24 protein-coding genes are annotated in these 23,213 nt (G+C 62.4%); 21 read left to right on the top strand and 3 right to left on the bottom strand.

Annotated features, from left to right (window positions below; translation table 11 throughout):
- Positions 1-21: 21 nt before the first annotated feature.
- The 12 genes from JHD64_RS07485 (at position 22) to fliJ (ending at position 13,463) form a co-directional block, all read left to right on the top strand.
- Positions 22-3,087, top strand: coding sequence for a bifunctional diguanylate cyclase/phosphodiesterase (locus JHD64_RS07485; RefSeq protein WP_199052809.1), 3,066 nt, complete (start codon positions 22-24; stop codon positions 3,085-3,087).
- A gap of 78 nt (positions 3,088-3,165) precedes the next feature.
- Entirely contained in the window at positions 3,166-3,894 is a 729-nt protein-coding gene (locus tag JHD64_RS07480; RefSeq protein ID WP_199052808.1) for an ABC transporter substrate-binding protein, read from the top strand.
- Positions 3,895-3,984: 90 nt separating this feature from the next.
- On the top strand, positions 3,985-4,995 hold the full coding sequence (gene rlmF, locus JHD64_RS07475; protein WP_199052807.1) for a 23S rRNA (adenine(1618)-N(6))-methyltransferase RlmF: 1,011 nt from the start codon (positions 3,985-3,987) through the stop codon (positions 4,993-4,995).
- 57 nt (positions 4,996-5,052) lie between these two features.
- Positions 5,053-5,547: a low molecular weight protein-tyrosine-phosphatase gene (locus JHD64_RS07470; protein ID WP_233170387.1), complete on the top strand. Its 495-nt coding sequence runs from the start codon at positions 5,053-5,055 to the stop codon at positions 5,545-5,547.
- 82 nt (positions 5,548-5,629) lie between these two features.
- Positions 5,630-6,319, top strand: coding sequence for a chemotaxis protein CheB (locus JHD64_RS07465; protein WP_199052806.1), 690 nt, complete (start codon positions 5,630-5,632; stop codon positions 6,317-6,319).
- Between the two features lie 9 nt (positions 6,320-6,328).
- On the top strand, positions 6,329-7,702 hold the full coding sequence (locus JHD64_RS07460; RefSeq protein WP_199052805.1) for a sigma-54 dependent transcriptional regulator: 1,374 nt from the start codon (positions 6,329-6,331) through the stop codon (positions 7,700-7,702).
- Positions 7,703-7,704: 2 nt separating this feature from the next.
- Positions 7,705-8,025 carry a flagellar hook-basal body complex protein FliE gene (gene fliE, locus JHD64_RS07455; protein ID WP_059286228.1) on the top strand — a complete coding sequence of 107 codons (321 nt, stop codon included), beginning with the start codon at positions 7,705-7,707 and terminating at the stop codon, positions 8,023-8,025.
- A 60-nt stretch (positions 8,026-8,085) separates the two neighbouring features.
- Complete coding sequence (fliF, locus tag JHD64_RS07450; protein ID WP_059286227.1) at positions 8,086-9,840, top strand: flagellar basal-body MS-ring/collar protein FliF; 1,755 nt, start codon at positions 8,086-8,088, stop codon at positions 9,838-9,840.
- Positions 9,833-10,831, top strand: coding sequence for a flagellar motor switch protein FliG (fliG, locus tag JHD64_RS07445; RefSeq protein WP_059286226.1), 999 nt, complete (start codon positions 9,833-9,835; stop codon positions 10,829-10,831). The genes fliF and fliG overlap by 8 nt, the downstream gene beginning before the upstream one ends.
- Positions 10,809-11,627 carry a FliH/SctL family protein gene (locus tag JHD64_RS07440; protein ID WP_239688681.1) on the top strand — a complete coding sequence of 273 codons (819 nt, stop codon included), beginning with the start codon at positions 10,809-10,811 and terminating at the stop codon, positions 11,625-11,627. The genes fliG and JHD64_RS07440 overlap by 23 nt, the downstream gene beginning before the upstream one ends.
- The gene (gene fliI, locus JHD64_RS07435; protein WP_199052804.1) at positions 11,611-13,002 is read left to right on the top strand and encodes a flagellar protein export ATPase FliI; all 1,392 of its coding nucleotides are present in this window, start codon (positions 11,611-11,613) and stop codon (positions 13,000-13,002) included. The genes JHD64_RS07440 and fliI overlap by 17 nt, the downstream gene beginning before the upstream one ends.
- Before the next feature lie 11 nt (positions 13,003-13,013).
- A complete protein-coding gene (gene fliJ, locus JHD64_RS07430) occupies positions 13,014-13,463 on the top strand; it encodes a flagellar export protein FliJ (protein WP_199052803.1) in 450 nt (149 codons plus the stop codon).
- A 19-nt stretch (positions 13,464-13,482) separates the two neighbouring features.
- Here the strand turns inward: fliJ and JHD64_RS07425 are convergent, their stop codons facing one another.
- The 3 genes from JHD64_RS07425 to JHD64_RS07415 are packed head-to-tail and all read right to left on the bottom strand — an operon-like array spanning position 13,483 to position 17,148.
- Complete coding sequence (locus JHD64_RS07425) at positions 13,483-14,523, bottom strand: ABC transporter ATP-binding protein (RefSeq protein WP_199052802.1); 1,041 nt, start codon at positions 14,521-14,523, stop codon at positions 13,483-13,485.
- Positions 14,520-16,130: an iron ABC transporter permease gene (locus JHD64_RS07420; RefSeq protein ID WP_199052801.1), complete on the bottom strand. Its 1,611-nt coding sequence runs from the start codon at positions 16,128-16,130 to the stop codon at positions 14,520-14,522. Before JHD64_RS07420 ends, JHD64_RS07425 begins: the two co-directional genes overlap by 4 nt.
- A gap of 4 nt (positions 16,131-16,134) precedes the next feature.
- Positions 16,135-17,148, bottom strand: coding sequence for an iron ABC transporter substrate-binding protein (locus JHD64_RS07415; RefSeq protein ID WP_110312997.1), 1,014 nt, complete (start codon positions 17,146-17,148; stop codon positions 16,135-16,137).
- Between the two features lie 220 nt (positions 17,149-17,368).
- On the opposite strand from JHD64_RS07415, the gene JHD64_RS07410 reads away from it, so the two are divergent.
- The 9 genes from JHD64_RS07410 (at position 17,369) to fliR (ending at position 23,168) form a co-directional block, all read left to right on the top strand.
- Entirely contained in the window at positions 17,369-18,316 is a 948-nt protein-coding gene (locus JHD64_RS07410) for a flagellar hook-length control protein FliK (protein ID WP_199052800.1), read from the top strand.
- 106 nt (positions 18,317-18,422) lie between these two features.
- The gene (locus JHD64_RS07405; RefSeq protein WP_199052799.1) at positions 18,423-18,950 is read left to right on the top strand and encodes a flagellar basal body-associated FliL family protein; all 528 of its coding nucleotides are present in this window, start codon (positions 18,423-18,425) and stop codon (positions 18,948-18,950) included.
- 3 nt (positions 18,951-18,953) lie between these two features.
- On the top strand, positions 18,954-19,958 hold the full coding sequence (gene fliM / locus JHD64_RS07400; RefSeq protein ID WP_059287390.1) for a flagellar motor switch protein FliM: 1,005 nt from the start codon (positions 18,954-18,956) through the stop codon (positions 19,956-19,958).
- Complete coding sequence (fliN, locus tag JHD64_RS07395; RefSeq protein WP_110312996.1) at positions 19,955-20,401, top strand: flagellar motor switch protein FliN; 447 nt, start codon at positions 19,955-19,957, stop codon at positions 20,399-20,401. The genes fliM and fliN overlap by 4 nt, the downstream gene beginning before the upstream one ends.
- Positions 20,401-20,865: a flagellar biosynthetic protein FliO gene (gene fliO / locus JHD64_RS07390; protein ID WP_110312995.1), complete on the top strand. Its 465-nt coding sequence runs from the start codon at positions 20,401-20,403 to the stop codon at positions 20,863-20,865. The genes fliN and fliO overlap by 1 nt, the downstream gene beginning before the upstream one ends.
- A complete protein-coding gene (gene fliP, locus JHD64_RS07385) occupies positions 20,865-21,608 on the top strand; it encodes a flagellar type III secretion system pore protein FliP (protein ID WP_059287404.1) in 744 nt (247 codons plus the stop codon). Before fliO ends, fliP begins: the two co-directional genes overlap by 1 nt.
- A gap of 5 nt (positions 21,609-21,613) precedes the next feature.
- The gene (locus JHD64_RS07380; protein ID WP_199052798.1) at positions 21,614-22,114 is read left to right on the top strand and encodes a GNAT family N-acetyltransferase; all 501 of its coding nucleotides are present in this window, start codon (positions 21,614-21,616) and stop codon (positions 22,112-22,114) included.
- Positions 22,111-22,380, top strand: a complete 270-nt coding sequence (gene fliQ / locus JHD64_RS07375) for a flagellar biosynthesis protein FliQ (protein ID WP_059287402.1) — start codon at positions 22,111-22,113, stop codon at positions 22,378-22,380. Before JHD64_RS07380 ends, fliQ begins: the two co-directional genes overlap by 4 nt.
- An 11-nt stretch (positions 22,381-22,391) precedes the next feature.
- Positions 22,392-23,168 (top strand): flagellar biosynthetic protein FliR, encoded by a 777-nt coding sequence (gene fliR, locus JHD64_RS07370; protein ID WP_059287401.1) that lies wholly within the window; start codon positions 22,392-22,394, stop codon positions 23,166-23,168.
- The last annotated feature ends 45 nt before the right edge of the window (positions 23,169-23,213 follow it).

The following is a 23,213-nucleotide window of genomic DNA, read 5'->3' as shown; positions in this document are numbered from 1 at the left end:
CCGTTCAAGGTCATGGCTGGCATGGTCGCGTCTGTGCGTAATCGTTATATCCGCCTGGTTGTCATCGCCTATGGCGTGCTGGCCATGCTGTGGATCCTGCTGTCGGACAGCCTGCTCAGCCTGCTGGCCGATGCGGACACCATGCGTCTGCTGTCCACCTACAAAGGTGGCGTGTTCGTCCTGATCACCACCGTCATGCTGTATTTTTCCCTGCGCGCCGTGCCGGCGGCAGAACCGTCGCCAGCGGCGGGCTTGCTGGAAAACTGGGCCGAGCGCGTGGGCCATGTCCGCATCGCCCCCTGGCTGGGCTATCTGTTTGCCATGCTGCTGGCGCTGGCGGTGCTGGGCCTGCGCCAGCAGCTGCCAATCAGCGTGTACCAGCGGCCCATGCTCATCATGTTCATGTTCCCCATCATCCTCAGTGCCTTGCTGGGTGGCATGGGGCCGGGGCTGCTGGCGACCGCGCTGACGGTGGCCGGGGTGGACTGGCTGGCCAGGCCGCATTTTCACAGCAGCGCCGCCGAGCCGTTCACGACCTTGCAATGGGGTTTTCTCGCCTTGTGCGGCGCGGCCGTCAGTTTGTTCAGCGGCATGCTGCGCCAGCTGGCCAGGCGCAATGAAACCCATCGCAATCTGCTGGAAGCGGTGGTGGCCGGTACCCCGGACGCGATTTTCGTCAAGGACCGGCAGGGGCGCTACCTGATGGTGAATGCCGCTGCCGCCCGCATGGTGGGGCGTACGGTGAGCGCCATTATCGGCGAGGATGACCGCGCATTGTTTGATGCCGCCTCCGCCGCCGAGCTGATGACGCTGGATGATGCCATCATGCGCGACGGCAAGCTGCACACACACGAAGAGTTCCTGCGGCTGCAGGACGGCTCCGAGCTGGTGTTCCAGGTGAGCAAGGGGCCGGTATTCGATGCCGATGGGCAGGTGGTGGGCCTGTTCGGCATTTCGCGCGACATCAGCCACAACAAGCAGGCCGAGCAGACGCTGCTGCGGCGTGAGCAGCAGCTGGCGCGGGTGCTGGAAGGCTCCGACCAGGGGTACTGGGACTGGAATATCCAGACCGACGATTTCCAGGTCAGCCAGCGCTGGAAGGAAATGCTGGGCTATCCGCCGGACAGCGGTGACATTACCCGCCAGGTCTGGCTGGGCCTTATCCATCCGGAAGATTATCCGCAGGTGGAAGCGGCCTTGCAGCGTCATCTGGCAGGGCAGACCCCGGCTTATGAAATGGAAATGCGCTGCCGCAGTCAGGCCGGTGGCTGGCGCTGGATACTGTCGCGGGGCAGGGTGGTGGAGCTCGATGGCCAGGGCCGGCCGCTGATGATGTCCGGCACGCATACCGACATCACCGAACACAAGATTTACGCGCTGGCGCAGAAAGAAGCGGCCATCGTGTTCGACAGCAGCTACGAAGGCATCATGGTGGTGTCGCCGAGCGGACTGATGACCAAGGTCAATGCGGCGTTTACCCGCATCACCGGCTACAGCGAAGAGGAAGCCATCGGCCGCTCGCCGGCCATCCTGTCCTCCGGCCAGCACGGGCCGGCCTTCTATCAGGAATTGTGGTCCATGGTGCGGCAGCATGATTTCTGGCGTGGTGAAATCTGGAACCGGCGCAAGAGTGGCGATCTGTACGCCGAGCTGCTGTCGATCTCGGTCGTGCGCGACCAGTTTGGCCAGATCCAGCACTATATCGGCATATTTTCCGATATCACCCAGTTGAAGGCGCACGAAGCAGAGCTCAATCGCATCGCCAATTTTGACCCGCTGACCGGAGTGCCCAATCGCCGCCTGCTGTCCGACCGGCTGGAGCAGGCGCTGATCCGCAGCCGGCGCAGCGGCAAGCCCTGCGCGGTGTGTTTTCTGGATCTGGATGGCTTCAAGGCCGTCAACGACCTGCACGGCCACGAAGCCGGCGACCAGCTGCTGATTGCGGTGACCGAGCGGCTCAAATCGGTGCTGCGCGCCGATGATACGCTGGCGCGACTGGGTGGTGACGAATTTGTCCTGCTGCTGTGCGGGCTGGAAGGTAATGATGAATGCATCCCGGTGCTTGATCGCGTACTCAGCGCAGTGCGCCAGGAAGTCAGCCTGGCGGCGGCAAGCATCAGCACCAGTGCCAGCGTCGGCGTTACCCTCTACCCACTGGATGATGCCGATGCCGACACCCTGCTGCGCCACGCCGATCAGGCCATGTACCAGGCCAAGACCTCCGGCAAGAACCGCTACCAGCTGTTTGACCCGGAAAGCGACCGCAAGGCCCAGCTGCACCGCCGCACGCTGGAATCGCTGGAACTGGCCCTGCAACAGCAACAATTCCTGCTGTATTACCAGCCCAAGGTCGACCTGGGCAGCGGCCGCATCATCGGGGTGGAAGCGCTGATCCGCTGGCAGCATCCCGAGCGCGGCTTGCTGGCCCCGGCCGCCTTCCTGCCCACCTTGCAGGGCAGCGAGCTGGAAACCGCCTTTGGCCGCTGGGTGCTGGATGAAGGCGTGGCGCAAGCCGCCCGCTGGCAGGCGCAGGGTCTGGACATGGCAATCAGCATCAATGTCAGTGCCAATTACTTGTTGCATGCCGATTTTTACCCGCATCTGCAGCAGGCATTGCAACGTTACCCGCAGCTGCCACCGGCACGGCTGGAACTGGAAGTGCTGGAATCGGCGGCCCTGGCCGACATGGACCAGGCCCTGGCCGTGCTGCAGCAATGCCGCGCACTGGGCGTGCACTTCGCCCTGGACGACTTCGGCACCGGCTATTCCTCGCTGACATACTTGCGCAAGCTGCCACTGGATACGCTGAAGATTGATCAGAGCTTTGTATCCGGCATGCTGGAAGATGTCGACGATCTGGGCATCGTCGCCAGTGTCATCCAGCTGGCGGATGTGTTCCAGCGGCAGGTGATTGCCGAAGGCGTGGAAACCATGGCGCATGGCGCGGTGCTGCTGCAGATGGGCTGCCGCCTGGTGCAGGGCTATGGCATTGCCCGGCCCATGCCGGCAGCAGAACTGGAAGGATGGTGCCGGCAGTGGCAACTGCAGGGACTGTGGCGACAACTGGGCGACGGACCGGTCATCTGACGATGACGGCGACCGGCGCAGAGCAAGGCAGTGCAGCTGATGACAAGACTGGGCAGAGTATTGCTGGGATGTTGCTGGATGGTGTTTGGCATGCCGGTGCTGGCCTTGCCGGCCAATGGCGTGGTGTTGCAGATCGGCTTTGGCAGCAACAAGCCACCCTATGTCTTCGAGGCCGAGCGTCGTGGGCTGGAGCTGGACATCGTGGTGGAGGCCGCCCGGCGCGCCGGCATGGAAGTGAAACCATTCTTTGCACCCATGGAGCGCCTGCAAAGCATGTTGCAGCAAGGGCGGCTGGACGGCATCGCCACCACCAATCCCTACAGCGGGCTGCATGCCTATTTTTCCCAGCCCTACCTGGAATACCACAATGTGGCGGTGGCCCTGGCCCAGCGCCAGCTGACGATTCGCGACATCAATGATCTGCAGCGCTATTCCATCAGCAGCTTCCAGCGTGCGCGCCAACTGCTGGGCCCTGCATTCGAAGCCATGGCCAGTGCCAATACCCGCTACCGCGAAGAGGGCGATCAGATCATCCGCAACCGCCTGCTGTATGCCGGCCGCGTCGATGTCATCGTGGGGGACTGGCGCATCATCAGCCATTTCACCCAGGAGATCAGCGCCGAACAGGGGCGGCTGCCACCGGTCACCGCCTATCCGCTGTTTGGCCCCACTCCCTACCAGATGGCTTTTCGTTACCCATGGCAGCGCGACAACTTCGACCGTGGTCTGGCCCTGCTGCGCCAGAGCGGCGCCTATCGCGAGATCGAAGCCCGCTACGACACGCAGCCGGCGCCCAAGCTGCCCTGAACCACAGCGTGGCGGGCGCGGATCGGACGCCGCTGCCGATTGCTGGCACAATGCCGGCTTTTCGCCGTATTGCCGTATCAAGGAGTCTGCATGCCAGCCAAACCGCATGCCCAGGCGCGGTCGCCAGCACCGCGCCTGCACCCGCGCAACCGCCACCGGGGTCAATATGATTTTGCCCGGCTGCTTGAGGCCTGCCCCGCACTCAAAAGCCATGTGCGGCCCAATGCCCATGGCTTGCCCAGCATAGACTTTGCCAACCCGCAGTCGGTCAGGCTGCTCAACCGCGCGCTGCTGGCCGACTGGTATGGCATTGACGACTGGGACATCCCGGCCGCCTATCTGTGCCCGCCCATTCCGGGGCGGGCCGACTATGTGCATTGCCTGGCCGACCTGCTGGCCGAATGCCAGCAAGGCCGCCTGCCGCAAGGCCATGCCATCCGGCTGCTGGACATCGGCGTGGGCGCCAATGCCATCTACCCCCTGCTGGCCCATGCCGAATATGGCTGGAGCTGCGTGGGTGCGGATATCGACAAGGTGGCGCTGGCCAATTGCCAGGCCATTCTGGCGGCCAATCCGGCCTTTGCCGCGCATATCGAATTGCGTCACCAGCCGCATGCTGACCGCATGTTCAGCCACATCATCGCCAGTGGCGAGCATTTCGATGTCACCATGTGCAATCCGCCTTTTCATGCCTCGCGGGCGGCAGCCGCTGCCGGCAGCCAGCGCAAATGGCGCAATCTGGGCAAGGGCGGGCAAGCGGAGGGCCGCCAGCCGCTACTGAACTTTGGCGGGCAGGAAAACGAATTATGTTATCCCGGTGGCGAACAGGCTTTTGTGGCCAGCATGATAGGCGAAAGTGTGCGCTTTGCCCGGCGCTGCTGCTGGTTCACCAGCCTGCTGTCCAGCGCCGACAGCCTGCCGGCCTTGCGCCACGTCCTGCGTGAGGCCGGCGTCAAGCAAAGCCGGGTGCTGGACATGGCACAGGGGCAGAAACGCAGCCGGCTGCTGGCCTGGAGCTTCTGGGATGCCGCCGGGCAGCAGGCCTGGGCGGCCCGTTACTGGCCCGTGGCGGACCAGACTTCGGCAGCCGGCAAGCGCTGATTGGTTTATGGTGAAAGCAGGTGGCGGCAACGCAGCCCGCATGGAGTAGAGCCCGACATGAAACAACACTACGCAGTCCTGATGGTTTGCATGGGCAATATCTGCCGCTCACCCACCGCCGAAGGCGTGCTGCGCGCCCATGTGCAGCAGGCCGGGCTGGACGGGCTGGTGACGGTGGATTCGGCCGGCACCCATGCCTACCATATCGGTGAAGCACCAGACCCGCGCAGCTGCAAGGCGGCCTTGCAACGTGGTTACGATCTGTCGGCGCAGCGTGCCCGGCAGGTGACAGCGGCCGATTTTCAACGCTTTGATCTGATCCTGGCGGCCGACCGCGCCAATATGGCCGCCTTGCGCGCACTGTGTCCGCCCGGCAGCAAGGCCCGGCTGGATTTCATGCTGGCGCCACTGGCGCAGCAGCCGACCCTGGAAGTCCCCGATCCCTACTATGGCGGCCCCGGCGGTTTTGACCGGGTGCTGGACCTGATCGAACAGGCGAGTGCGCTGTGGGTGGATCAGCTGCGGCAAACGCTGCGTGCGGCGGCCGACTGATTATCTTGGCATAAGACGGGTGGGGCTTTAAGCTAGACACCTGGATAAAGCCGGCATGACCGGCATGTTTGCAAGGAAATAAATGGGACAGTTCTCCCGGGAACCATTTGTACCAATGGAAGTGGTACCCAGCCATAACGCAGATGTCATCCTGCCACGCCAGACCGGACGCACCCCGCTGGCACGCCAGACCGTCATCGTGATCGGTTCGTCCACCGGCGGCACCGAAGCCTTGCGCGTGCTGCTCAGCGCGCTGCCAGCCACCATGCCGCCCATTCTGGTCACCCAGCACATGCCCGAGCTGTTTACCAAATCCTTTGCCGCCAGGCTGGATTCGCTGTGCCAGCTGCAGGTAAAGGAAGCCGAGGATGGCGAGCGCCTGCAAGCCGGCACGGTGTATATCGCCCCTGGCCACTCCCACCTGCTGCTCAAGTCTGCCGCCACCATCGGCTATGCCACCGCGCTGCATCAAGGTCCGCCGGTCAATCGTCACCGGCCCTCGGTCGATGTCCTGTTCCGCTCGGCGGCCAATCTGGCTGGCAAAAACTGTATCGGCGTCATTCTCACCGGCATGGGGCGGGATGGTGCACAAGGCATGCTGGAACTGAAAGAAGCCGGTGCCTACAATATTGCCCAGGACGAAGCCAGTTGCGTGGTGTTCGGCATGCCCAAGGAAGCCATCGCGCTCAAGAGCCAGCACGAGATCCTGCCGCTCACCGCCATTGCCAGCCGTCTTGTCACGCTGGTTGCCCAACGCCAGCCTACCGTATAGAAATCCGCGATGAAGTTGCCCATTCTTGTAGTCGAAGACGACGCCGACCTGCGTGAAGCCATTGTCGATACCCTCAGCCTGGCCGGTTATCCCACGCTGGAAGCCGGAGATGGCAGCGCCGCCCTGCAGCAGCTGAAGAAAACCCCGGTGGGGCTGATCATTTCCGATGCGCAAATGGCGCCGATGGATGGTTATAGCCTGTTTGAAGAAGTAAAAACACGTTATCCCGGCGTGCCCTTCATCCTGATGACTGCCTACGGCATCATCGAGCGCGCCATCGAATTGCTGCGGGCCGGCGCCACCCACTACCTGCTCAAGCCCTTCGAGCCGGCCAGCCTGATTGCCGAAGTGGAAAAGCACATTCTCAAGCTGCCGGACAGCGAACGCGACGAAGCCGTGGCGGAATCACCGCAAATGCGCCAGCTGCTGGCACTGGCCAGCCGCGTGGCCGGCAGCGATGCCAGCGTGATGATCACCGGCCCCAGCGGCGCCGGCAAGGAAGTGTTGGCGCGTTACATCCACCGGCATTCCAGACGGCACGACGGCCCTTTTGTGGCGGTAAATTGCGCGGCCATTCCGGACAATCTGCTGGAATCCACCCTGTTCGGTCACGAAAAGGGCGCGTTTACCGGCGCCGCCCAGGCCTTGCCCGGCAAATTCGAGCAGGCGCAGGGCGGCACCATCCTGCTGGATGAAGTCACCGAAATGCCGCTGTCGCTGCAGGCCAAGCTGCTGCGGGTACTGCAGGAGCGCGAAGTGGAGCGGGTGGGCAGCACCCGCACCATCAAGCTGGATATCCGCGTGCTGGCCACCTCCAACCGCGATGTGGCCGGCGAGGTGGAGGCCGGGCGCTTTCGCGAAGACCTGTATTTCCGCCTGAATGTTTTCCCGCTGCGCATCCCGGCACTGGCCGAGCGGCGCGAGGACATCCTGCCGCTGGCACGGCTTGTGCTTAAGAAATATGCTGAAGCCGCCGGGCGTGCCGGATTAAGCCTCTCCGAGGAGGCCGAACGTCATTTGACGGCCTATAGTTGGGAAGGTAACATCCGCGAATTGGAAAACGTCATGCAGCGAGCGGTGATTCTTGCCGCCGGACCGGCAATAATTGCCGCCGACCTGTTGCTGGATGATGTTTCCGGTTCGACACCGCTTACCCGGACAGAAACCACCGTTCCGCCTATCATGTCTGCAGAGTCCGACATGAAAACGCTGGAAAAACGTCATATTCTGGATACACTGGCAGCAGTTGGAGGGGTCAAGAAACTCGCCGCCGAAAAACTGGGCATCAGCGAACGCACCTTGCGCTACAAATTGCAGCGCTACCGCGAGGAAGATGGCCAGGAAGATGATCCGGATGACCTGGACGTACGCAGTACGGAGTAGCCATGTCGATTAATAATGTAGACCAGATGTTGAGCGAGCTGCGGGCCGCGTCGGCCCTGGCCGGCGGCAAGCCGGCTGCGCAGTCGCAGGACACGTCGCAAGTTGACTTTGCCGATGTTCTCAAATCCACGATTGAGCAGGTGAATTCTGCTCAACAAACTTCGCAGGAAATGCAGAAGCAGTTCGAGTTGGGAGATGAGGGGGTTAACCTGCAGGACGTGATGGTCTCCTTGCAGAAAGCCAGCCTGTCGTTCCAGACCATGGTCCAGGCGCGCAACAAGCTGGTGTCCGCCTATCAGGAAATCATGAATACCCAGGTGTAGCCTGGCCGCATACATATCCATGTTGCCGGCAGTGGCTGCACTTGAAACTAAAACCACTGTATGGCTGATCTGGCAGAACAAAACGCGACTCCTGTTTGGCGAACCCGGCTTAACGATGCGTCTGATCGTTTCAAGTCGCTTCCCAACAATAAAAAAATCCTCTTCCTGGTGGCCTTGGCCGCCCTTTTCTCTGTCATTGTCGGCGCGGCGGTGCTCAATCGTCAGCCCAGCTACAAAATCCTGTTTTCCAATATTGCCGACCGCGATGGCGGTCAGGTCACGGCTGCCTTGCAGCAGATGAACATTCCCTATCAATTGGGGGATGGCGGTACGGTGTCCGTGCCGGCCGACAAGGTCTACGATGCCCGGCTGCGGCTGGCCGCCCAGGGGCTGCCCAAGGCCGGTGGTGTCGGTTTCGAGCTGATGGACAACCAGAAATTCGGCATCAGCCAGTTTGCCGAACAGGTCAATTACCAGCGTGCCATCGAGGGTGAGCTGGCCCGCACCATCGAAGCCATCGGCTCGGTGGAGTCTGCCCGCATCCATATTGCCATTCCCAAGCAAAGCGTTTTTGTGCGCGACCAGCAGCAGCCCACCGCATCGGTCATGCTCAATCTGTTCCGCGGTCGCACCATGGACCAGGGGCAGGTGGCCGGCATCGTGCATCTGGTGTCCAGTGCCGTGCCCAATCTGCCGGTGAAGAATGTCACCGTGGTGGATCAGGACGGCAATATGCTGTCCAAGCTGTCCGACAAGGACACTGCCGGCATGGACCAGACCCAGCTGGGCTATGTGCGCCAGGTGGAAGATGGCTACGTCAAGCGCATCGAAAGCATTCTTGAGCCCATTTTCGGCCAGGGCAATATCCACGCCCAGGTCACGGCCAATGTGGATTTCTCCGAGGTAGAGCAGACTTCGGAAAGCTACCGTCCCAATTCGACGCCGAATCCCTCCGCCACCCGCAGCCAGCAGATCGTCGAGCGGCTGGGTAGTGGTGCTGCCAATGCCGGCGGGGTTCCCGGTGCACTGTCCAATCAACCACCATCTGGTGCTTCCGCACCGATCACCCTGCCGCCGGGTGCTGCGCCGGGCACCGCCACCCTGTCCGGTCAGGCCATGGGCCAATCCGGCGCGCTGGAACGCGACATCACCACCAATTACGAAGTGGACAAGACCATCCAGCACACCAAGATGCCGCAAGGCGTGGTGAAGCGCCTGTCCGCTGCCGTGGTGGTCAACTATCGCAAGATGCCGGACAAGAACGGCGAAGTGAAACCGACGCCGCTGACTGCCCAGGAAATCCAGCAGATCAACAATCTGGTCAAGGAGACCATGGGCTATAACAGCCAGCGCGGCGATACGCTGAATGTGGTGAATGCGGCCTTTGCCGATGCTGCCGTGCCGGTCACCATGCAGGAAAAGGTGACCGATTACCTGAGCAACAACGCTTCCAGCCTGATCAAATACGCCTTGCTCACCATTGCCGTGCTGTATTTGCTGTTTGGCGTGGTGCGGCCCATTGTCAAGGATCTGGTCAAACCGGTGGAGCCCGGCAAGAAGGGCGCCGATGGCCGTCCGCTTACCGATGCCGGTGGTCGATTGCTGGCGGTGGCGGGGGATGATGAAGGCGGTGCGGCGGCCGCTGCGGGTGGCAAGGCCGCGGCCGGCACCAATGCCGATGGCACACCGGAAAATCCCAAGGATGCCCAGATGCGTCAGTACAACCTTAATCTGGAAGCCGCGCGCGAGCTGGTGAAGTCTGATCCGCGCATGGCCGCCCAGATCATCAAGGAATGGATCAGCTCCGATGAGTGATAACGGTGTGCATCGCAGTGCCGTACTGCTGTTCAGCCTGGGTCAGGCCGAGGCGGTAGAGGTATTCAAGTATCTTGGTCCCAAGGAAGTGCAGAAGATTTCGCTGGCCATGGCGGCCATCAATAATCTGAGCTACGACCAGATCGACGACATCGTCGGCAAATTCCGCGAAGAATGTGCGGCCCGCGCCAGCATTGGTGCCTCGGACGAATACCTGCGCAATGTGCTGATCGAGGCGCTGGGGCCGGACAAGGCGGCCAACCTGCTGGACAAGATCATGCAGGGCAACGACCACAGCGGCATCGAAAGCCTGAAGTGGATGGACCCGTCCTCGGCGGCCGACCTGATCCGCCACGAACACCCGCAGATCATCGCCACCATCCTGGTACACCTGGAGCCGGACCTGTCCAGCTCCATCCTGGCCTTCTTCCCCGAGCGCTTGCGCAACGAGGTGCTGATCCGTACCGCCACCCTGGAAGGGGTACAGCCGCAGGCGCTGCGCGAGCTCAACGACGTGCTCACCCAGCTCTTGTCCGGTTCGGACCGCATCAAGAAGAGTGCTTCCGGCGGCATCAGCCTTACCGCGGAAATCCTCAACTTCATGGGTTCCAATGTGGAAGGCTCGGCGCTCAACTACATCCGCGAATACGACCCGGAACTGGCACAGCGCATCCAGGACAAGATGTTTGTGTTCGAAAACATCCTCGACATCGACGACCGTTCCATCCAGACCATTCTGCGCGAAGTGCAGTCCGATTCACTGGTGGTGGCGCTCAAGGGCACCAGTGCCGAGCTCAAGGACAAGATCTTCCGCAATATGTCGCAACGTGCTGCCGAAATGCTGCGTGACGACCTGGAATCCAAGGGACCGGTCAAGCTGTCCGAAGTCGAGGCCGAACAGAAGGAAATCCTCAAAGTCGTACGCAAGCTGGCCGACGATGGCCAGATCGTGCTAGGCAGCAAGGGTGGTGACGAAGGCCTTGTCGAATAATCCGATTATTCCGGGCGAGCAGCTGCAAGGCTGGAGCAGCTGGATGCCGGCCGAGCTGAGCCAGGACGATGGCGAATTCAGCCCCAGCCAGCTGGCCGGGCTGGATGCCTTGCGCCGTCATCTGGAGCAGGCTCCCACGGCGGCTGCCGCTGAAATGGCCGAAGAGCAGGCCGAGGCGGCCGCTGCTGCCGCCGCAGAAGCTGCTGCGCAGGAAGAGGCGGTCGGCTATCCCACCGCCTCCGAACTGGAAGCCATTCATCAGGAAGCCTGGCAAACCGGCTACGACGAAGGCGTGCAGGCCGGCCATGCCGAAGGACTGGCGCGCGGCATGCAGCAAGGCCACGATCAGGCCAGCGAACAGTTCGCCCAGCTGTGGGCGCCGCTGCAGGAGCTGTCCGGCAATTTCGCCCGCGAACTGGCCAGGGTGGAAGAAGAGCTTTCCGGCGCACTGCTGCAACTGGCCCTGCAATTGGCCGAGCGGCTGGCCGGTGAACACATTGCCCACAGCGACACTGCCATCGTCGCCCAGCTGCGCCAGGTGCTGGGCGAATTGCCTGCCAACCTGAGTCAGGCACGGCTGCGGGTCAATCCGGCCGATCTGGCCGCCGCCCGTGAATTCCTGCAACAGGAAACACCGGAAACCCAATGGCAATGGATAGAAGATGCCCACATCCAGCGCGGTGGCTGCATCATCGATACCTCCTCGCTGCAGCTGGATCTGCGGCTGGCATCACGGCTGGCCGCGCTAAGCAGTGCACTGGGGCTGGATGCCGCACAAGATGACCTCGCTGATTGATCGACAACGCGCCTTTCTGAGCGATTGCGGCCGCGCCGCGCAGGACGCCGCGCTATGGCAACCCTGCGGCCGGCTGTTGCGCGTCACCGGCATGGTGATGGAGGCCACCGGTATCAAGCTGCCAGTGGGCAGCGCCTGTCAGGTGGAACTGGCCGACCGGCATGTGGTGGAAGCCGAAGTGGTGGGTTTCTCCGGCGACCGCGTCTACCTGATGCCGCTGGCCAATGTACATGGCCTGTTGCCCGGCACCCCGGTGCGTCCGCTGGTGCCATCGCACCCGCCCTGCTATGGGCAGAATGTGGTGTCGGCTCGCGTCAACGGCCCGGCCGGCCGTCAGGTGCCGGTGGGGGAAGGCCTGCTGGGACGCATTCTCGATTCGCTGGGCCGGCCGCTGGACGGCAAGGGGCCCATCCATCCCGAAGCCTATTTCCCCCTGCACAGCCAGCCGATGAACCCGCTGGACCGCTCGCCGGTCAAGCAGGTGCTGGATGTGGGCGTGCGCGCCATCAACGGTCTGCTGACCGTGGGGCGCGGCCAGCGGCTGGGCCTGTTTGCCGGCTCCGGTGTCGGCAAATCGGTACTGCTGGGCATGATGGCGCGCTTTACCCGTGCCGATGTGGTGGTGGTGGGGCTGATCGGTGAGCGGGGGCGTGAGGTCAAGGACTTCATCGAAAACATCCTGGGCGAGGAGGGTATCGCCCGCGCCGTTGTGGTGGCCGCCCCGGCCGACATGCCGCCGCTGATGCGCCTGCACGGTGCCGCGTATGCCACGGCACTGGCCGAATATTTCCGTGCCCAGGGCAAGGATGTGCTGTTGCTGATGGATTCGGTCACCCGTTACGCCATGGCCCAGCGCGAAATCGCCCTGGCCATTGGCGAGCCGCCGGTGACCAAGGGCTACCCGCCTTCGGTGTTTGCCCGTCTGCCGCAGCTGATCGAGCGGGCCGGCAATGCCGCCAACGGTGGTGGCTCCATTACCGGCTTCTATACCGTGCTGTCCGAAGGCGATGACCAGCAAGACCCGATTGCCGACTCGGCGCGAGCGATTCTGGACGGTCACTTCGTGTTGTCGCGCGAACTGGCCGAAGCCGGCCACTATCCGGCCATCGACATCGAACAGTCCATCAGCCGGGTGATGGTGGACGTGGTGCCACCCAAGCAGATGGATCAGGCGCGCTATTTCAAGCAGCTGTATTCGCGTTATCAGCGCAACCGCGACCTGATCAGCGTCGGTGCCTATGTGCCGGGGTCTGACCCGGTGCTGGACGAAGCCATGCGCCGCCAGCTGCAAATGACCAGTTTTCTGACCCAGCCCATGCATGAGTCACAGGACTACACCAGCAGTCAGTTGCAGCTGGACAGTGTGCTGGCGTGAGCGGCTAAGCCATGGCGCAAAGCAAGTACACCTTCCTGATCAAGCTGGCCGAGGACAAGCAGGCCGCTGCCGCCGAACGCATGCGTCAGGCACAGGCCAAGGTGCTGGAGGCGATGAGCCGGCAGGAGCAGCTGGAAAATTTCCGCAATGAATACCGCGAGCGGCTGACCACCGGCGGCATGAAGGGCATGAGCATCGCCCAGTGGCAGGACTTTCAGAAATTCCTTGGCCGGCTCGACGAAGCCGTGCGCATCCAGCAGGGCGATACCGAATTCGCCAAGCAGCGTTTCATCATGGAGCGCCAGGCCTGGCGCAACGAGCATAAAAAGCTCAAGGCCTATGAAAAGCTGCTGGAGCGTGAACGCGAGCGCGAGCAGCTGCTACAGGCGCGGCGCGAACAAAAAGCGACGGATGAGTTTGCCACCCGTCGCTTCTGGGACCAGACCCACGGCGAGGACTGAGCCGCGCCGGTCTGCAAGGTCAGGCCGGCAGCAAATGGGCGCGGCCTTGCACCGTCAGTGCCACCATGCTGCCACGCGCTGGCAGCGGCCAGCTGGCACTGCGCAATTGCAGCGGGCTGGCCAGCTCGGGCAGGCGCAGGCTGAGCAGGCTGGAATGGCCGCCAAAATCACACTCCACCACTTGCGCCATCACCGCTGACGCAGCGCCAGCCTCGGCCTGTAGCGTCAGTTGTTCCGGGCGCAGCATGATGCGGCCCGCGCCGCAGAACTGTCCATCATTGACGGCAATCTCCCCCAGGGCACACCGTGCCTGGCCGGCCTTGACCTGCGCCGGCAGGATAAGCGCCTCGCCCAGAAACAGCGCGGTGGTCTCGTCGGCCGGCTGGCTGTATAGCTGCTGTGGCGTGCCGGACTGAATCAGCCTTCCCTGACGCATCACCGCCAGCTGGTCGGCAAAGGACAGCGCCTCGGCCTGGTCGTGGGTGACCAGGATGGCGCTGATGCCGGCCTCGCCCAGCAGCTGCGCCACCATCTGGCGCATGGCGGCGCGCAAGCCGGTATCCAGTGCCGAGAAGGGTTCATCCAGCAACATCAGCTGCGGCTGCTGGGCCAGCGCCCGCGCCAGCGCCACGCGCTGCTGCTGGCCGCCGGACAGTTCATGCGGCCAGCGCTGCAGCATGTGCTGATCCAGCGCCACCATCTCTACCAGCTCGGCAATGCGCTGCTGGCGGGCGTGGCCCTTGTCAGTCAGGCCGAAGCCGATATTGTCGGCCACCGTCAGGTGTGGAAACAGCGCGCCATCCTGCGCCACATAACCGATGCGCCGCAGATGGGCGGGCAGGGCCCGGCCGTCGGCGGCCAGGGTCTGGCCATTCAGGCTGATGCTGCCGCTATCGGGAAACTCGAAGCCGGCGATCATGCGCAGCAAGGTGGTCTTGCCGGAGCCGGAAGGACCGACAATGGCCAGCCGGCTGCCGGCGGTGGCATGCAGGGAAACATGATCGACAGCCTTGACGCTGCCATAGTGTTTGCACAGTTGGTGCAGATGCAGGGAGCTCATCGTCCAGCAGTCCGTTTGGAATGGTAATGGAGCAGCCAGGTCAGCGGCAGCGACAGCACCACCATCAGCAGCGCATAGGGCGCCGCGGCGATGTAGTCGATTTCGCTGGTCATGGCCCAGAAGCCGGTGGCCAGGGTGCGGGTGCCATTGGGGGCCAGCAGCAGGGTGGCGGTCAGCTCGTTGCTGATGGCCAGAAAGACCATGGCCATCCCGGCAGCGGCACCCGGCGCGGCCAGCCGCAGGGTCACCCGCCACAAGGCCCTGCCGGGCGTGCAGCCCAGGCTGCGGGCGGCATTTTCCAGCTCGGCCGGTGCCTGGGCGATGCCGGCGCGCAGGCTGATCAGCGCACGTGGCAGGAACATCAGCAAATAGGCCAGCAGAATGGTGAGCACCGTCTGGTATAGCGGCCGGGCAAAGTTGATGGTGATGGTGACCAGCGCCAGGGCGGTGACGATGCCGGGCAGGGCGCTGGTAATGTAATTGCAGCCCTCCTGCAGCCGTTGCAGGCGGCTGGGCGCGCGTACCGACAGCCAGGCCAGCGGCACGGCTGCCAGTACCGTCAGCACCGCCCCGGCAGCGCCAAACAGCAAGGTCTGCCGCAATGCCGGCCACAGCGCAGCGTTGTGCCATGCTTCGCTTCCACCCTCCCACAGCCAGTGGCCCAGGGTCAGCAGCGGCACGCCCAGGGTCAGTGCCGCCGTAGCCAGGCACAGCAGCAGGGACGGCAGTCCCCAGCGCCAGCCCAGCCGCGCCGGTACAGCCTGGCGTGCCGAACCCGCGCCTACACGGGCGTAGCGGGCGGTACCGCGGCTGGCAGCTTCGGCGCTGAGCAGCAGCAGACAGCACAGGGCCAGCACGCCGGCCAGCATATTGGCTGCCGGGCCGTTAAAGCTGGACTGGAACTGGTCAAAAATCGCGGTGGTGAAGGTGTCGAAGCGGATCATGGCATACAAGCCATATTCGGCCAGCAGGTGCAGGCTGACCAGCAGGCCGCCGCCCCAGATCGCCAGCCGCAGTTGCGGCAGGGTGACGCGGCGGAATACTGCCCACGGTGCCAGCCCCAGCGCCGCGGCACTGTCCTCCAGCGCCGGGTCCATGCGCCGCAGCGCAGCGGCGGCCGGCAGATAAATGAAGGGGAAATAGGCGATGACCGACAGCAGCACCGCCGCCGCCAGGCCGTTAAAGGCCGGCAGCAGGCTGATCCAGGCATAACTGTGTACAAAAGCGGGTACGGCCAGTGGCGCAATGGCCAGGGCCGACCAGATGCGCCGCGCTGGCAGATTGCTGCGTTCGGTCAGCCAGGCCATGGCAATGCCCAGCGCCACGCACAGTGGCAGCGTCAGCACGACCAGCAGGCTGGTATTGAACAGCAATTCGCCCACGCGCGGTCGAAAGACCAGCCGCACCACCGTCTCCCAGCCGGTCTGGATGGAAATGGCAATGATGAAGGCCAGCGGTAGCAGGGCCAATAGCGATACCAGCAGCGAGCTGCCGCTGAGCCACAGTGGCAGCCGCCGCCCCGGCAGCCGCAGCTCCGGGGTGGTAGTGGGATGGAGAGTATCGGCCGCCGCGGCGGCAGCCGATGTGCTGGATGACGTGCTGGGCATGGTGTTACAGCAGGCCGGCCTGGGTCATCAGCTCAACCGTCTTGCGGCTGTTCAGACGGGATGCGTCGATCTTGGGCGCATCCAGATTCTTCAGCGGCACCAGCTTGGGGTTGGACTGCGCGCCCAGGCCCACGGCGTACTCGAAAGAATTCTCGGTACGCAGAATGTCCTGGCCACCCTTGCCGGTCACCCATTTCAGAAAGGCCTGGGCTTCTTCCTTGTGCTTGCTCGAAGCCAGCACGCCGCCACCGGACAGGCTGACAAAGGCACCCGGATCCTGGTGCTTGAAGTAGTGCAGCGCGGTGTTCTTGCTGTTTTCGCCGGTCTTGCTCTGGTCGCCGAAATAGTAATAGTGATAGATCACGCCGCCATCGATCTGGCTGGCATTCACCGCCTTCATCACCACGCTGTTGCCCTTGTAGGGCAGGGCATTGGTTTTCATGGCTTTCAGCCAGGCCAGCGTGGCGGCTTCACCCTTTTGTTCCAGCAGGGCGCTCACAATCGCCTGGAAGTCCGCCCCGGCCGGTGCGGCGCCCCAGCGGCCTTTCCATTCCGGCTTGGCCAGGTCCAGCAGTGACTTGGGCAGCTCCTGTGGCGTCAGGCGGTTCTTGTTGTAAACAAAAACGGTGGAGCGGGCGGCAATGCCCACCCATTTGCCCTGGGCCGGACGGTAGGCCGGGTCAACCTGGGCCAGCGTGGCAGGGGACAGCGGGGCCAGCAGCTTGGCATTGTCCACCAGCACCATGGCCGGGGAGTTTTCGGTCAGAAAGACATCGGCCGGCGAGGAGGCACCTTCCTGCACGATCTGGTTGCCCATCTCGCTGTCGCTGCCATTGCGTACCGTCACCTTGATGCCGGTTTCCTTGGTAAAGCCTTCCACCCAGGATTTGGTCAGGCTTTCATGCTGGGCGTTGTACACCACGATGCCTTCGGCGCTGGGGGCGGCATGGGCGCTGCCGGCAAACAGGGTGGCGAGCAGCAGGCTGATTTTGGCAAAGCGGGTGGAAGGGCTGGACATCTGGACGGTGCTCCTTGCTGAAAACTGACAGTAATGGCCGGGCCGGCGGGCGTGTGGGATGCTTCGCCGGCAGCGGTACGGGAATGGGTTTATTGTAATGCAAAAGATAATGATTCGCATTAATAAAATTAATTGCCGCTGATGCGGGAGCTTGGGCTGCCGGTCAGAAGCTGGCATGTAAATTGCTGCAATGCCTGCATCTTTCCAAGGGGTTTCGGCCATGACGATTACCGTAATTCCGGCGACCAGCGCCAAAACAGCCATGCCGCAGGGGCAGGCGGATGCCAGTCCGCAAGATGGTGGCGGCCTGTTTGCCAGCTTGCTGGGGGCGCAGATCGGCAACCTGAACAACGCCTTGTCCGGGCAGGGGACCGACAGTGGCGACGACGGCAAAGGCAAGCAGAGCAAGGATTCTGCAGCGTCTGACGATGCCGCGGCGGCCGATGCCTCCCCCAATATGCTGCTGGCGGCCTTGCCCATGCTGCAGGCCGCCCTGCCGGTGCTGCCGGTGCAGGACAAGCCTGTCGTCGCGGCCAATACCGGCGACGCCTTGACTGCCGGCATCAAGAACGCGGGTATCGATCCACTGCTGCAGGGCGCCGCCGCGCTGAAGCGGTCGGCGCAAGAATTGCCGGCCAATGACGGCAGCGCGCAGCAATTCTTGCCGCCCAATGCCGATCAGCTGGCATCGGCCAGCCAGAGTGCCAATCAGGCCGCACAGGCGGCCCAGGCCAGCCAGAACAAGACACTGACCATCTCGCAGCCGATGACCGACCCGAATTGGTCAAAGGCGCTGGGCGACCAGGTCCTGTCCATGGTCAGCATGAAAATGGACAAGGCCACCATTCAGGTCAATCCTCCGCAATTGGGACCGGTGGAAGTCACACTGAAAATGAATGGCAATGACCAGGCGCAGGTGATTTTTACTTCGGCGGTGCCGGCAACCCGTGAAATAATCGAAAACAACATGCCGAAACTGGTTTCCATGATGGCTTCCAGTGGTATAGCTCTTGCCGATGCACAGGTTTCCAGCGGACAATCCGGAAATCGGCAACAGCAATTCAACCAGAACCAGAATGGCCGCCGCCAGAATGCCGCTGGCAACGATGAAGACGACACGCTGGCAGCCATCCAGTCCGCACGCGGGATACTCAGTATCTTCGCCTGATTTTGCTCAAAAGGGGGCTCTATTCAGTTCGTGCGGAAATCTGGAAAATATAATAGGGAAATGGCTTAAGCTTTCCCTATAAACCTAACGTACGGACTGATGACCCATGGCAGAAGACAAAAAAGCGGAAAAAGCGGAGAAGGGCGAGAAAAAAGCGGGCGGGGGCAACAAGCTGATGCTGGTGGTGGTTATCCTGCTGGTATTGGTGCTGGCAGGCATGGGTGGTTTGGCCTATGTGATGTTCAGCAATATGAACAAGCCGCAGGGTGCAGCCCAAACCGAGCAGACCAAGGAAAAACCCAAGAAGAAAAAAGAAGGCCCACCCATCTTTGATAAGCTGGATACTTTTGTCGTCAACCTGGCGGGTGGTGATGGCAGCTTGCTGCAAGTGGACATGCAGGCCGAGCTGGGCGATGAAGAAGCCAAGAAGAAATTCACCGATTACATGCCCAAGATCCGCAGTGCGCTGATCCTGCTGCTGTCGTCCAAGTCGGCTGCCGAGCTGGCCACGCCGGATGGCAAGGTCAAGCTGAAGGCGCAGGTGAAGCAGATCATCAACGAGTCCATGGATTCCGGCGAAGAAGAGCTGGTGCAAAGCGTACTCTTTACTTCCTTCATCATTCAGAAGCAGTAAGCGATGGGCGACGATATCCTGTCCCAGGAAGAGGTGGACGCCCTGCTCAGGGGCGTCACCGGCGAGGACGAAGATGATGACAGCGCGCAGGACTCGCAAGGTGTCCGCGGCTATGATATCGGGCGGCAGGAGCGCATTGTGCGCGGCCGCATGCCGACGCTGGAAATCATCAACGAACGTTTTGCCCGCAACCTGCGTATAGGTCTGTTCAACTTCATCCGGCGCAATGCGGAAATTTCCGTAGGCCCGGTACGGGTGCAGAAGTACAGCGAATTCATTCGCAATCTGGTGGTTCCCACCAACCTCAACCTGGTACATGTCAAACCGCTGCGCGGTACCGGTCTGCTGATTTTCGACCCGGATCTGGTTTTCCTGATCGTCGATAATCTGTTCGGCAGCGACGGGCGCTACCATGTGCGCGTAGAAGGGCGTGATTTCACCCCGACCGAGCAGCGCATCATCCGCCGCCTGCTCGAAGTGGTGTTTACCGAATGCCAGAAAGCCTGGGAGCCGGTACACCCCATCGAATTCGTTTACCTGCGCTCGGAAATGAATACCCAGTTCGCCAACATCGCCACCCCCACCGAAGTGGTGGTGGCCATGACCTTTCACATCGAGCTGGGGGCCGGAGGCGGCGATTTTCACATCTGTCTGCCATACTCCATGGTCGAGCCGATTCGCGATGTGCTGTCCAGCACCATGCAGGCCGACCGTACCGAAGTGGATAACCGCTGGGTCAGCCTGATGACGCACCAGGTGCAGGCGGCGGAGGTGGAACTGGTGGCCACCCTGGCGGAAACCAAGGTCACGCTGGGGCAGATTCTCAATTTGAAAAACGGTGACGTGGTGATGCTGGATGTGCCGGAGGCTGTGGTGGTCGACGTGTCCGGCATCCCGGTACTGGAGTGCCATTACGGCACCGTGCAGGGGCGCTACGCCCTCAAGGTAGACAAGGTATTGGCCGGGGCCGGTGAGTTCGCCGAGCCCGCAGGAGACAACAAGCAATGACTGAGCAGCTAGAAGAAGGCCAGGGCGCGGGCGCGGCCGACGAAGAAGTATCCATGGATGACTGGGCCGCCGCCATGGCGGAGCAGGAAACCACCGATGCCGCACAGGCTGACAATGTGCAGCCGGCCACCAATCTGTTCCAGGAACTGGGTACGGGCAGCGAGTCCTCGCTGAATGTGCCCAGCAATCTGGACATGATTCTCGATATCCCGGTGCAACTGACGGTGGAACTGGGCCGCACCAAGATCGCCATCCGCAACCTGCTGCAACTGGCACAGGGCTCGGTGGTGGAACTGGACGGTCTGGCCGGCGAGCCGATGGATGTGCTGGTCAACGGCTGCCTGATCGCCCAGGGCGAGGTGGTGGTGGTGAACGACAAGTTCGGTATCCGTCTGACCGACATCATCACCCCGGCGGAACGCATCCGCCGCCTGCAGAAATAATGCGCCGCTCCTGCCGCCTGTCAGGCTGGCTGGCGGCGCTCAGCCTGCTGCCGGCCGCTGGCCCGGCTGCCGCTGCCGCATCGGCCCCGGTCGTGCTGGCGGCCACTCCGACACCCTTTTCCAGCCTGCTGCAGGTAATTCTGGGGCTGGCCGTGGTGCTGGGGGCGATTGTCGGCCTGGCCTGGCTGTTCCGCCGCATGTCCGGCGGCATGCTGGGGGGATCCAATCGCCTGCGCGTGGTCAGCGGCGTGCTGGTCGGCCAGCGCGAGAAAGTGGTCATCGTCGAGCTGGAGGGGGAATGGCTGGTACTGGGTGTCACCAGTCACAGCGTCAATCTGCTGACCAAGCTGGACCGCCCGCCTGATGCCGCTGCCGATGTGGTGCCGCCGGGCGAACCCTTTGCCCGCTGGCTGAAGGCCGCCATGGACAAGGGGCGTCAGCAATCCGAAGTCGTAAACAAATAATGAAACCTTTCTTCCGACTATTGCCACTGATGTGGCTGGTCCTGCCATTGTGCAGCCAGGCCAGTGGCCTGCCCTTGATGACCAGTACTCCGGGTGCCGGCGGCGGCCAGAATTATTCGCTGTCGCTGCAGATGCTGCTGTTCATGACGGCGCTGGGCTTCATCCCGGCCATGCTGCTCATGACCACCGCCTTTACCCGCATCGTCATCGTGCTGTCGCTGCTGCGCCAGGCCATGGGGGTGACCCAGTCGCCGCCCAATCAGGTCATTCTGGGGCTGTCGTTGTTTCTGACCCTGTTTGTGATGGGGCCGACCTTTGATCAGGTATACAGCAAGGCCTGGGCGCCGTTTTCCGATGACAAGATCACCTTTAACCAGGCGGTGGAAGAAGCCAGCAAGCCGATGAAGGCTTTCATGCTCAGCCAGACCCGCGAAAAGGATCTGGCCTTCTTCATCGAGATTTCCCGTTCGGAAAAACCGGCCAGCAAGGCGGATGTCTCCATGAAAACCCTGATCCCGGCCTATGTCATCAGCGAGTTGAAAACCGCCTTCCAGATCGGCTTCATGGTGTTCATTCCCTTCATGATCATCGACCTGGTGGTGGCCAGCATCCTGATGGCGATGGGGATGATGATGGTATCGCCAGTCACCATTTCCCTGCCATTCAAGCTGATGCTGTTTGTGCTGGTGGACGGCTGGACCCTGCTGATGGGTTCGCTGGTGCAAAGCTTTTATACCGGCTAGCCGACATGGAAAACTTTACCCTGCAGCCCGAACATCTGCCCGACTGCCATGCCCTGCTGGCAGACTGCGTGGCCAACCTGCCGGATGACGCTTATTCCCTGGCGGCGCGGCTGGCCTGGGCCGGCATCTGGGATGAAGACGGCCGGGTTAACTGGGAAGCCCGGTTGGCCGGTGCCTGGAGCGTGGGCCTGCGCGATGGTGACCAGTTGCTGGCTTTTGCCTGGCTGACGCAGGCCGGTGAGCTGGACATGCTCTATGTCGCCCCCTGGGCGCAAGGGCGCGGGCTGGCCCGGCAAATGATTCAGCAGCTTGAGGGTGCCGCGGCGGCGGCTGGTGTGACAGCCCTGCATGCCTGGGCCAGTCATGCGGCAAGGCCGGTGCTGGAAGCGGCCGGCTACGTGATGCTCAGGCCCAATCGTGTCGTGCGCGACGGCATCCCGCTGGAAAACTGGCTGATGGCCAAGGGCGGCTGGCAAGAGCCTGCCGCGGCAAGGAGTGATACATGAGTCCGGAACTCGTCATCAATATCGTACAGAATGCCTTGTACATCCTGATCATCGTCTCGGCCCCGGTGCTGCTGGTGTCGCTGGTGGTGGGCCTCTTGGTCAGCGTGCTGCAGGCGGCCACCCAGATCAATGAAATGACGCTGACCTTCATTCCCAAGCTGCTGGCCATGTTCCTGGTGCTGGTGCTGGCCGGGCCGTGGATGCTCAACACCCTGGTGGAATACACCACCCGGCTGTTTCAGAGCATTCCCACCGTCATCGGCTGAACCGGCGCGCCATGTTCAGCATTTCTGATGCGCAGATCAATGCGCTGGTCGCCATGTTCGCCTGGCCCTTCGCCCGCATCATCGGCCTGTTCCTGGTCGAGCCCTTGTATGCCTACCGTGGCGTGCCGCGCCGTTTCAAGGCCGGCTTTGCCCTGATGCTGACCATGCTGGTGCTGCCGCTGCTGCCGCCCACCCCTGCGGTGCCGGTGATTTCCGCTGCCGGCATTGCCATCCTGTTCCAGCAATTGCTCATCGGCCTGGCCATGGGTTTTGTCATGCGCCTGACCATGACTGCCGTGGAAATGGCCGGCTTCATCATGGGGGCGCAGACCGGCCTGGGTTTTGCCATGTTCTTCGACCCCATGCATGCCGCCCAGGTGCCGGTGGTGTCACAGCTGCTGTCGATGTTCGTGTTTCTGCTGTTCCTCACCTTCGATGGCCACCAGGTGGTGTTGTCCACCCTGGTGGAGAGCTTCCAGGTGCTGCCCATCGGCATGAGCATGCCGGCGCAGGGCATGAAGGCACTGGTGCTGTGGGGAGGGCATATCATTTCCTGGGGCGTGTGGCTGTCGATGCCGGTGATTGCTGCCTTGCTGGTGACCAACCTGGCCATCGGCGTGATGACGCGGGCGGCCCCGCAATTCAATATTTTCACCTTCGGCTTCCCGCTGACGCTGATGATCGGTTTCATCACCATCTATCTCACGCTGCCCTTGATGGTGCCCGCCATCGAACAGATTTATGGCCAGGCCTTCACCTTCATGCTGGCCATGCTGAAGGCGAAATAGCTTTCTGCTAGAATAGCCGCCAACTTTTCTGGCATTAAACCGGCC

The organism is Aquitalea sp. ASV15 (assembly GCF_016429115.1).
GTDB lineage: Bacteria > Pseudomonadota > Gammaproteobacteria > Burkholderiales > Chromobacteriaceae > Aquitalea > Aquitalea magnusonii.
This window is presented reverse-complemented; position numbering and strand designations above follow the sequence as displayed.